The following is a 10653-nucleotide window of genomic DNA, read 5'->3' on the forward strand; positions in this document are numbered from 1 at the left end:
GCTGTCCGCCGCCGCCGAGCGACGCGGCCCCGGATCGACGGGCACCGCAGTCACTCCCGCGGGGTGAAACGCGCCCGCCGCGGGGGGCGCTCGAGCCCGCCAGCCGACCCCGCCAGGCGTACGACCGGCCTGGTCGGCAGGTCACCCGTCGCCGTGGCACGGTGGCGCGATCACGCCTGTGGCGGCGGGGCGGGCGCCGGACCCGGCGGCCCGGGCCTCGACGGCGCCAGGGGCGTCCGCGCGGGCTGGCCCGAGGCCGCCGACGGGTCACCCCTGGATTCGTAGATCGACGGTGCGGGGGTGACCCTCTTACCAGGGCCCGGCAAAGACGCGACGATGCAGACCCCCGGCCCTGACCGTGACCGGGACATCACCATCGCTGTCCGTCCTGGCGCGGACGTCATCGGGGTGACGGAAGAATCGTTCCTCGGGCCGACGTCGCTTTCCCGACAAGGTCCGCTACTTTCGGATAGATGTGAGATGTTTCGTAGGTAACCGTAGTGGGTCCTGGTTGCACCTCCGAGCGGGATCGCTAGCCTGTTTTGGGCATGTGCTGACAAAACCGGTCGTTACATCCGGAGGGGTTGTAGGGCTGGCACCTCGTGGCGCCGAGGGCGCCCGGGGCGTTGCCGGTCCAGAGCAGTGCCCACTCGTGCGGATGACTCGGAAGGCAGGGGTGAACAGGTGCATGTCCCCGCGGCACGGATCGTCTTCTCAGCCGACGATCGTGCGGAGATCGCGTCGGCCACGACTGAGATCCTTTCCACCGGCGCGCTGACACTCGGCGCACACACGAGGGATTTCGAGGCCGCATTCGCGGCGGCGCACGAAGCGCCGTTCGCCGTGGCGGTGAGCAGTGGTACCGCCGCACTGGAGATCATTCTTCGCAGTCTGGACGTTCGGGACACGGACGTCATCGTTCCGACCAACACATTCGCGGCGACCGCCTTTGCTGTTCTGCGGGCCGGCGCCAATCCGGTCTTCGCCGATGTGAGTTCCGACACCTTCGCGTTGTCGGCCGACACCGTCGCCGCGGCCCTTACCCCGAACACCCGCGCGGTCGTCCTCGTGCACATCGGTGGTCTGGTGTCACCGGATGTGGAGGACCTCGCCCGCCTGTGCGCCGAGCGCGACATCCTCCTCGTCGAGGACGCGGCGCACGCCCATGGCTGCCAGCACAACGGCACCTTCGCCGGGTCGTTCGGCGTGGCCGGGTCGTTCTCGTTCTACCCCACCAAACTGATCACCAGCGGTGAGGGCGGCATGATCGTCACCGCCGATCCGGCGATCCACGAGGCGGCGCTGATCTACCGCGACCAGGGCAAGGCCGGTTTCCTCGGGAACACCCACATCCGTGAGGGCTACGCCTGGCGGCTCAGCGAGCTGCACGCGGTCACCGGCAAGGTGCACCTGCGCCACCTCGACGAGTTCCTCGCCACCCGCACCCGGATCGCCGCCCGCTACGACGCGGCGATCGACGGCCTGGCCCGACCGGGAGCCCCGGCGCCCGCCAGCCGGCTGCGGCTGCCCCCGGGCGACATCAACAACTACTACAAGTACATCGTCATGCCCCGCCCCGGTGTCGACCGGGCCCGGTTGAAGAAGGAACTGAAGGAGCGGCACGGCGTCTCCCTGTCCGGTGAGGTCTACGAGGTGCCCCTGCACCAGCAGCCCGTCTTCACCGACTACGCCGGCGGCGCGCTGCCGGTCGCCGAGGACCTCTGCTCCCGGCACGTCTGCCTACCACTGCATTCCGACATGACCGACGCGGAGGCCGAGCACGTGCTGACCTCCTTCGCCGCCGCGCTGGCGAGCCTGGACCTGGACGGGGCAGCATGAGAATCGCGGTTACCGGAGGCTCCGGTTTCATCGGCAGTCACGTCGTCGACCGGCTGCTCGACGCCGGGCACGACGTCCTCTCCCTGGATGTCGATGCCCGCCCGAGCGACCCGCGGGCGACCAGCCTGCAGGTCGACGTCCTCGACCTGCCCGGACTCACCAAGGCGCTCGGCGGTGCCGACGCGGTGTTCCACATCGCCGGCATGTCCAACGTCGACTTCGCCTACGCCGATCCCGCCCGCACCGTGCGCCTCAACGTCGAGGGCACCGGCAACGTCTGCGAGGCGGCCCGTCAGGCCAAGGTCAGCCGGGTGCTGTTCGCCAGCACCGTCTGGGTGTATGGCGCGGTCGGGGAGCGTGCCGACCCGTCCCCGCTGACCGAGGACGCCGAGATCACCCTCGGTCGCGCCGGGCATGTCTACACCTCGACGAAGCTCGCCGCCGAACTCCTGCTGCACAGCTACCAGCAGACCTACGGACTGCCGTTCACGATCCTGCGTTACGGCATCCCGTACGGCCCCGGAATGCGCGACGAGCTGGTGCTCGCCCGGTTCGTCCACAAGGCCCTCGGCGGCGAGTCACTCACCGTCGCCGGGGACGGCCAGCAGTTCCGCAACTACGTGTTCGTCCGCGACCTCGCCGACGCGCACGTGCTGGCGCTGCGGCCCGAGGCGGAGAACGCCACGCTCGCGCTCGAGGGCGACGAGTCGGTCAGCGTGCTCGAGATGGCGCAGGCCGTCTGCCGGCACTTCCCCGGCACGACCATCGAGCACGTCCCGGCCCGGCCCGGCGACTTCCGCGGCCGGGAGGTGTCCGCCCGCCGAGCCCTCGACCTGCTCGGCTGGCGGCCCACCACGCCCTTCTCCGACGGCGTCCGGCAGTACGTCGAGTGGTATCTGGCGAATCGGCGCCCACCGGTCCAGGCCGTCTCGCATGTCGACGACCTCGATGTGACCGCCGCCTCGTCGGAATGATCGGCACGATGACCAGCCCATGACGCAGACCGCATGACGCAGATCGGTGGTGTGACGGTGACCGGACCCTCACAGGACGGCGACCTGACGGCTCGGACGCCGGCGCGGCGCGGGTCCGCGCTGCTGTTGTCCGGGTCGCTCGGGATGGGGCACGACGTGATGGCCGAGGCCTGCGGCGCCTCGCTGACCCGGCGCGGGTGGACCGCCCGCACCGGCGACAGCCTGCGCATGCTCGGCGGTCGCAACGGGGCCCGCGGAGAGAAGGTCTTCCGCGGGATGCTCGCCGTGCCCGGCCTGTACGACGCGGTGCACTTCTCGCAGATGCGCACCGGCGGAAAACTCGCCGGGCTCATCGAGCGGACGTCGAGCCGCTACGTCGTCCCCGCCCTGCGCGAGGAACTGAGCACCACACCCACCGATCTCGTCGTCTCCATCTTCGCCACCGGAGCCGCGGCGACCAGCCGGGTCAAGGCCGAGTTTCCCGGCCTGGTCACCGCGGTCTTCTCCACCGACTGCTGCGTGCACCGACTGTGGGTGCACGACAACACCGATCTCTACCTGGTGACCTCCCAGACCGCCGCCCGCTATGTGCGGCGGTTCGCGCCGAACGCGCTGGTCTCGGTCGTGCCGACCCCGGTGCGTACCCCCTTCTACGACCCGCCGTCCCAGGAGGAGGCCCGCGCGGAACTCGGCATTCCCGGGGACGCCCCGTGCGTGCTGCTCATGTCCGGCTCGTGGGGTCTTGGCCCGCTGGTGGAAAGCGCCGCGGCGCTCTCCGGCGCCGGGATCTACGTGCTGGCCGTCGCCGGGCGCAACGAGCGGCTCGCCGCGAAACTCACGGCGCTGGCCGAACGCCAGCACAAGGTCATCCCGTTCGGTTTCACCGACCGCATTCCCGCGCTGATGGCCGCCAGCGACCTGGTCGTGACCTCCTCCGGTGACACCTGCAGCGAGGCCCGGGTGATCGGACGGGATCTGCTGCTGCTCGACGTCGTGCCCGGCCACGGCCGGGACAACCTGCAGAAGGAGCTCGAGCGCGGCCACGCCGAGGTCACCAACACCGACCCGGTCTCGCTGACCCGCTCGGCCCTGGCCTGCCTCGACCGGGTCAAGCCCCCCTCGCATCGGGTGGCCATCGGTCCGCAGGCCTGGGAGCAGGCCTTCGACGCCGCACTGGCCCAGATCGGTTTCGGCGCCCACTGGTGAGCCACACCCTTGTTCGGTGTCGCCCCGCCTGCCCCGGAATGCCGCGGCTCGCCGTCGGTGTTGACTGGGACGGGTGGTGGGTGTGAAGCAGACGGGGGTAGGCCGCGTACCGATGGTGTCTTCGAGCGGGCCGGTCCCGTGTACGGCCGCGGCGGCCGGCAGATGAGCACGGCGCTGCTGGTCGGGCTGCCGACGGCGGCCGTCTCGGCGGGCCTGTACGGCATCGCTCCGCTGGTGCAGGCGCGCGCGGCCCGCGAGGAGGAGACCAGCTCCGGCGGGTTGGGCCTGGGCCTGCTCGCCCATCTGGTGCTGCGTCCGCTGTGGCTGCTGGGGCTCGCGGTCGAGGCCGGGTCGTTCCTGCTCGAGGTCGCCGCGCTGTCGGTCGCCCCGGTCGCGCTCGTCGCCCCGGTGATGGCCCTCGACATGATCGTGTTCACGCTGCTGGCGCAGCGGGTGCTCGGTGAGCGGATCAGCCGTAACGGCTGGCTCGGGGTCGCCTCGATGGTGGCCGGCATCGGCCTGCTCGCCTACGCGTTCGCCCGCCGAGCCGAGGTCGGCACCTCGGCCAGCACCGACGTCCTGCTCGCGTTCCTCGTGCTCGGCCTCATGTTCGCGCTGTTCTGCGCGTTCCTGGCCAACGTGGCCGCCCGCCGGGGCGGTATCGCCGCCACCGCGCTCGGCTTCGGCGCCGCCGCCGGGGTCTGCTACGCGATCGCGACGCTGGCCACCCGCCAGATCGGGCTGGCGGTGCACGAGCGCCGCGAGGGGCAGTCCACCCTCGTCGACCTGCTCACCACCCCGACCCCGTACCTGCTGGTGCTGTTCTCCGTGCTGGCGCTTGGCCTGCAGCAACGTGGTCTGCAGGGGCGCGCCGCGGTCATCGCCTTCCCGGTCACCAGCGGGGTGTCCGCGTTTCTGCCGGTCACCCTCGGCGTCACCCTCTTCGACGAGCCGGCGCCGGACGGCCCCCAGCGTGTCGCCTTCATCATCGCCCTGACCATGGTCGCCGCCGGCATCGTCGCCCTCGGCCGCGACCGGATGGCCGCCAACCGCTCCGTCGACGAGGCCGAGGACGTCACCACCGAGGGTGCCGTGTCCGAGGACGCCACCGCGGTGGACCCGGGCACCTCCGCGACCGCGGCCCTGCCTGCCTCGGCGGCTCCTCCGCGCGGCCCTGCGGCGTTCCCCAGATCCAACGATCTGCACGCGACCAACCGCGGAAAGTAGCGAAGACTGCCGCCGAAGGGCGCGCCACCCTGGCGAAGTGCGATTACCTCGGACTTCTCGGGCCTTGCCGGCGCGGTCTTCGGGCGGGCGCAATTACGGCGGACGTGGCGAGGGTGGACAGCTGGTGACTCTCACGCCACACTAATCCACGAACAGTAAGCCTGCGTGCGCTTTCGGTGAGAAGGTTGCCGTGGCCGGCCGCCCGGGTTCACCCCCCGATCGCCCGGGCGCCCGGCCGTCTCTGCCTCGAAGCCTCGCCACCGCGAGCCATCCGGGCTATCTGGAACCGTTCTGGCGCGCGGCGCCGTCGCCTGGTGACCGTTCCCGGGCGGGCCGCAGCATCGCGGGGTGCAGCAGACCTGCCTCCCCACGGCGGTAGAGCTCCGCGGGGCGGCCACCGTCGCGGGTGGTGAGGCGTCCGGTCGGGACGAGGAATCCCGCGGTGCCGGTCACCTTGCGATGGAAGTTGCGGGGGTCCAGGCGGCATCCCCAGACCAGTTCGTAGATCCGCCGCAGGGCCGCGACCGTGAACTCCGGTTCGCAGAACGCCGTCGCGACGGCACTGTACTCGATCTTGGAGCGGGCCCGTTCCAGCCCGTCGGCCACGATCGTGGCGTGGTCGAAGGCGAGGTCGGCCGTCGAGGTGTCGCCGAGCGCGGCCCAGCGGCTGTCGGCGGCGTCCGTGCCGGCGACGGGAGCCCGTGACTGCGGGGCCAGGGCCAGGAACGCGACGGTGACCACGTGGCCGCGCGGATCACGGCCGGGGGTGCCGTAGGTCGCGAGCTGTTCGAGATGCGCCGGCGGATGCCGCAGGCCGGTCTCCTCGGCGAGTTCGCGCACGGCGGCGTCGGCGAGGTCCTCCCCGGGGCGGACGAACCCGCCGGGCAGCGCCCACCGACCGCGATACGGGTCGATCCCGCGGCGCACCAGCAGCACGGCCAACTGGTCGTCGCGGACGGTCAGCAGGACGAGATCGACGCTCAGGGGCACCGGGACGACGCCATCGGGAAGCGAGGGTGGCATGGACCGCACCATATATCGTCACCTTGACGAAAAAGGCCGTCGACGGTTATCGTCACTTCGACGATAAAAGTGACGGTCGGTGCGGGACGCCGACCACCGGGAGGCAGTCATGGCGGACATCAGCCGCGTACCGTTCCTGTGTCACCTGCGGGGGCGTCCGACCTCGTACATCCGGCACCTGCGCGGCACCGAGGTCGCCCACGAGGGCGTCGGCCAGGTCTTCTGGTACCGCCCGCGGACGGCGGTGATCAGCGAGGTGCCGGTGGACGACCGGGAGCTCGCGGTGCTGTTCCACGCCCGCACATCCGACTTCCAGGACGTCGCGGTGCAGGCCACCGTCACCTACCGGATCGCGGACCCGGCGCTGGCCGCCGCCCGGATCGACTTCGGTATCGACCCGGAGCTCGGCGGCTGGCGGGAGAAGCCGCTCGGCCAGCTGGCCGGCCTGATCACCGAGACGGCCCAGCAGTACGCCTCGGACCTGCTCGCCCGCGCACCGCTGACGGCCGCGCTCGTCGAGGGTGTCCCGGAGATCCGGGCCCGGGTGACCGACGGGCTGCGCACGGACACCCGGCTGGTCCAGACCGGTATCGCCGTCGCCGGGGTGCGGGTGGTCGCGGTGCGCCCGGCACCGGACGTGGAGAAGGCACTGACCACCCCGACCCGGGAGCAGATCCAGTCCGAGGCCGACCGGGCCACCTACGGGCGGCGGGCACTGGCCGTCGAGCAGGAACGGCGGATCGCCGAGAACGAGCTGCAAAGCAAGATCGAACTCGCGGTGCGGGCCGAGCGGCTGGTCACCCAGGAAGGCGCCAACGAACAGCGCCGGATGACCGAACAGGCCGCCGCCGCGGGCATCGCCGCCGAGGCCGAGGCGGGGCGCGCCCAAACCGCCGCCAGCGCGCAGGCCGAACGGGTCCGCATCGAGGCCGCCGACCGGGCCGAGGCGGTACGCTTGGTCGGGCAGGCCGAGGCGGACGCGGAGGCGGCCCGGGTCGCCTCCGTCACCGGGCTCGACACCTCGGCGATGGTCGCCTTGGCCGTGCGCGACCTCGCCGACCACCTGCCCTCGATCGGCGCGCTCACGATCACCCCGGACATGCTCACCGAACTGCTCAGCCGCCTCGCCCACACCGGGCAGCAGCAGTCATGAGTCTCGCCCCGCGGGCGGTCCTGGTGCACCGGCGCACCGAGTACACCGAGCTGATCGCCCGGCACGGCACCCGTGGCCAGGCCGAGTTCTTCCTGCGGACCCGTGGCCGGGAGCTCGCGCCGGTGCAGGCCGCCGACGAGGCCACGCGGGCGGCCCGCCAGGCGGTGACCGCGGCGATCCCCGCGCACTGGCGGCGCGGCGAGGTGGAGCGGGCCGATCTGGACCGGTTCCTGTTCGCTCCCGACGACGTGGTGATCTGCGTCGGCCAGGACGGTCTGGTCGCGAACGTGGCGAAGTACCTCGACGGCCAGCCCGTCCTGGGCATCAACGCCGACGTCGGACGCAACCCCGGAGTGCTCGTCCGGCACCCGCCCGCCGCGGCGGGCGGCATGCTGCGGGCCCTGACGGGTGAGGACGCGGCCCGGCCCGGCGGGTCGGCCCGCGACCTCACGATGGTGGAGGCCCACTCCGATGACGGGCAGCGGATCCTCGCGCTCAACGAGGTCTACGTCGGCGACCCCGGACATCAGACCGCCCGGTACGTCCTGCGGGTCCCGGCAGCCGCGGCCACCGAAGCCGCTGCCGGGCTGGTGCCGTTCGGTCTGGGCGCAGCGTGGCGGCGAGATCGACCTGCCGGCGCCGACGGCGGGCGCGCTGGCCTGGTTCGTCCGCGAGGCGTGGCCCTCGCCCGAGACGGGCACCGCCCGCACACAGGGCGGGCTGACCGGGGCGGCCCGGCTCGAGGTCCTGGTCGAATCGGATCGGATGGTCGTGTTCGGCGACGGCATCGAATCGGACGCGATCGAGCTCTCCTGGGGGCAGCGGCTCACCGTCGGTGTGGCGCAGCGCCGCCTGTACCTGCTGTGATCAGATCAGCCGCGGCGGCGTACCCGGCGGGTGGGACGGGTGCCGACCTGGCGACCGGGGCGTCGGATGGCGCCTGCCGCGGACGGGCCGGCGGGGGGCCGGCGCCGTCCGCGGGGCATCGAGTGACTGGTCACACGAGGAAGCGTTCGATGGCCTTGCGAACCCGCAGGTTCGCCTGTGCGAAACTGATCTTTCCGTCCACGTAGGCTGACAGCGCCGCGCGGCGGACCCGATCCACTCGTTGGTCTTCGTTCGGGGTGTTGAGCAGGTTGGTCGTGGCAGTGGCCACGGCGATCACCTCCCGGTGGCAGGGGAACTCCGACGGTGCTGTTCGTACGGGGTCGGCGGCCAGGAGCCGCGTCCGCCGTGGGAGGGCGGACCCCGGTCGTGGCCATGGGTGCCAAAGTGTGACAAAAGGGCCCTGACGCTGGCGGCGGGATCCGTCGGGCCGGCAGCCACCGAGACCCAGGCCCTCCGTGTGGGACGGGTGAGCTTTGGGCCGTGGGCGGTGCCGGCGAGGAAGGTCGACTCCACCAGCACGGACCGTGGCGTGAGGGCGGGGTCGGCGCCTGCGGCTAGGAGGGCGTCAGCAGGGCCGCGCCGGTTACCCGACCAGCCCGATGCTCGCCGGCCGGCACCCGGCGCCAGGCGGGTACGTCACGCTGGCCGGGGCAACAGAGCGAGTGTGGTGCGCGGGGACGACAGCGACCGCCGGACCGCGCCGACGCGGCCACCTGGGCCGGGGCAGCGGATATCGGCGTATGGGTAGCCGAACCGTCAACACTGGTCACGACGACTGCCCTCCTCCGCGTAGGAGCGGGCCACCGGGCCCGCATTGCCCGTCCAGAGGACGAGGGATGACAAAGGCACCGTGTCGTGCGCCCGCCCTGCCCGGACCGACTGTTGCGCCGCGCATCCCGCACGATGCGCGGCGTGAGCGTCGTACCCGGACCTGCCGCGACCACAACGACACGATCACGATAACAACGACACGATCACAACAACAAAGCTCTACTGAACATCTACAAGAGTGCGCGTCCGGGAGCCGTTGCGCAAGAGCCAACCGGCACGTAACGCGACCGAGGGTGTAGGGGCCGACGTCGGGACGTTCGTCCTGCCCGGTCCGGCCCCGCTGGGACAGGTGGCCGGACCGGGCAGGACGGACGTCACCGCACCGGGGCGGGGGTCACCCCACGTGTACCCGCGCGCGATCGAACTCCCCGTCGCGGGCGCCGGCGAGGAAGGCGTCCCACTCGCCGGCGGTGAAGGCGAGGACCGGGCCGAGCGGGTCCTTCGAGTCGCGGACGGCGACCCCCTCGCCCAGCGGCGCGACCTCCACGCACATTCCGCCCGCACCGTTGCTGTAGCTGCTCCGGCGCCAGGTCAGCTCGGTGTGGTCCTGCGGATCGGGCTTCGCAAACATGCTCATGTGAGTTCCTTTTCCACCGAAAGTATCATCTGGACGGATTCCTCGGGCCGCAGTGCGGCGGCCAGGAGATGATCCATCTTCAATTTATATCGGCGGACTTCCGCAACGCGCTCGATATAGAGGCTACCGGCCGCCTCTTCTATATAGACTACTTCGTGGTCTTCTGAGTCCGGGAAGCCGAGTATCGAGAAGGCGCTGCCCAGGCCGGCATGTGCGCCCACGTCGAAGGGAATCACCTGAATGGTCACGTTCGGGAGTTCGGACCTTTTGGCAATGAACTCGAGCTGTTCGCGCATAACCGCCCGACCGCCGATCTCGCGGCGCAGGACGGCCTCGTCAAGGATTACCCACAGTCGCGGGTGGTTCGGCGCGGTGAGACGGTGCTGCCGGTCCATCCGAAGTGCGATCTTGCGATCGATCTCCTCCGCGGCGACCTCCGGGTCGTCGGCGCGGAGGACCTGACGGGCGTAGTCACTGGTCTGCAACAGGCCGTGTACCAGCTGTGACTCGTAGACCTGGATGGACGTCGCGTCTCCCTCCAGGCCGATGTAGATCTCGAACCAGGTGGGGACGACGTCGTGGTACGAGTGCCACCAGCCGTGTCGGCGCGAGTCCCGGGCCAGCGCCATCAGCGCGTCGTGCTGCTCGCCCTTGGCGACGCCATAGAGGTCGAGCAGGTCGGAGACGTCGCGGGTGCGCACCGGCACTCGGCCGTTCTCCATGCGGCTGACCTTGGAGATGGAGCAGCGCAGGAGCTGGCAGACCTCGTCCACGGAGACCCCGGCGCTCTCTCGCAGCCGCCGCAGTTCGGCTCCCAGCCGCCTGCGTCGCACGGTCGGACCGCCACTCGTGGCCATCGTTCGTCCTTCGGTCGGTTCGGAGTGATGGATGCATCCTGCCACCGGATCGCCACTCCTTATCCACAGTGTGCGCCT

General features: G+C 71.3%; 9 protein-coding genes and 1 pseudogene. 6 read left to right on the top strand and 4 right to left on the bottom strand.

Features of this window, described 5'->3' with window-relative positions; translation table 11 throughout:
• Positions 1-684 precede the first annotated feature (684 nt).
• From G6R24_RS13735 to G6R24_RS13750, 4 genes are all read left to right on the top strand, one after another.
• The gene (locus tag G6R24_RS13735) at positions 685-1839 is read left to right on the top strand and encodes a DegT/DnrJ/EryC1/StrS family aminotransferase (RefSeq protein ID WP_163549645.1); all 1155 of its coding nucleotides are present in this window, start codon (positions 685-687) and stop codon (positions 1837-1839) included.
• Positions 1836-2813 carry an NAD-dependent epimerase/dehydratase family protein gene (locus G6R24_RS13740; RefSeq protein ID WP_163549646.1) on the top strand — a complete coding sequence of 326 codons (978 nt, stop codon included), beginning with the start codon at positions 1836-1838 and terminating at the stop codon, positions 2811-2813. The genes G6R24_RS13735 and G6R24_RS13740 overlap by 4 nt, the downstream gene beginning before the upstream one ends.
• 33 nt (positions 2814-2846) lie before the next feature.
• On the top strand, positions 2847-4019 hold the full coding sequence (locus G6R24_RS13745; RefSeq protein WP_163549647.1) for an MGDG synthase family glycosyltransferase: 1173 nt from the start codon (positions 2847-2849) through the stop codon (positions 4017-4019).
• Between the two features lie 162 nt (positions 4020-4181).
• Positions 4182-5246 (top strand): DMT family transporter, encoded by a 1065-nt coding sequence (locus G6R24_RS13750; RefSeq protein WP_163549648.1) that lies wholly within the window; start codon positions 4182-4184, stop codon positions 5244-5246.
• Positions 5247-5522: 276 nt separating this feature from the next.
• Here G6R24_RS13750 and G6R24_RS13755 read toward each other — a convergent pair whose 3' ends face one another.
• Positions 5523-6269, bottom strand: coding sequence for an NUDIX hydrolase (locus G6R24_RS13755; protein WP_225438498.1), 747 nt, complete (start codon positions 6267-6269; stop codon positions 5523-5525).
• Positions 6270-6378: 109 nt separating this feature from the next.
• Here G6R24_RS13755 and G6R24_RS13760 point away from each other — a divergent pair, with 109 nt between their 5' ends.
• Together G6R24_RS13760 and G6R24_RS24155 are read left to right on the top strand one after the other, a co-directional pair.
• Positions 6379-7422 (top strand): SPFH domain-containing protein, encoded by a 1044-nt coding sequence (locus G6R24_RS13760; RefSeq protein WP_163549650.1) that lies wholly within the window; start codon positions 6379-6381, stop codon positions 7420-7422.
• A pseudogene (locus G6R24_RS24155) lies at positions 7419-8289 on the top strand (hypothetical protein). The gene G6R24_RS13760 and the pseudogene G6R24_RS24155 overlap by 4 nt, the downstream one beginning before the upstream one ends.
• A 130-nt stretch (positions 8290-8419) precedes the next feature.
• Here the strand turns inward: G6R24_RS24155 and G6R24_RS21665 are convergent.
• The 3 genes from G6R24_RS21665 to G6R24_RS13775 form a co-directional block, all read right to left on the bottom strand.
• The gene (locus G6R24_RS21665; protein ID WP_175084866.1) at positions 8420-8578 is read right to left on the bottom strand and encodes a hypothetical protein; all 159 of its coding nucleotides are present in this window, start codon (positions 8576-8578) and stop codon (positions 8420-8422) included.
• Positions 8579-9475: 897 nt separating this feature from the next.
• The gene (locus G6R24_RS13770) at positions 9476-9718 is read right to left on the bottom strand and encodes a DUF397 domain-containing protein (RefSeq protein ID WP_163549651.1); all 243 of its coding nucleotides are present in this window, start codon (positions 9716-9718) and stop codon (positions 9476-9478) included.
• On the bottom strand, positions 9715-10575 hold the full coding sequence (locus G6R24_RS13775) for a helix-turn-helix domain-containing protein (RefSeq protein WP_163549652.1): 861 nt from the start codon (positions 10573-10575) through the stop codon (positions 9715-9717). The genes G6R24_RS13770 and G6R24_RS13775 overlap by 4 nt, the downstream gene beginning before the upstream one ends.
• Positions 10576-10653: the final 78 nt, after the last annotated feature.

Origin of the sequence: Candidatus Frankia nodulisporulans, assembly GCF_902806475.1 — a bacterium.
GTDB classification, from domain to species: Bacteria; Actinomycetota; Actinomycetes; order Frankiales; family Frankiaceae; genus Frankia; species Frankia umida.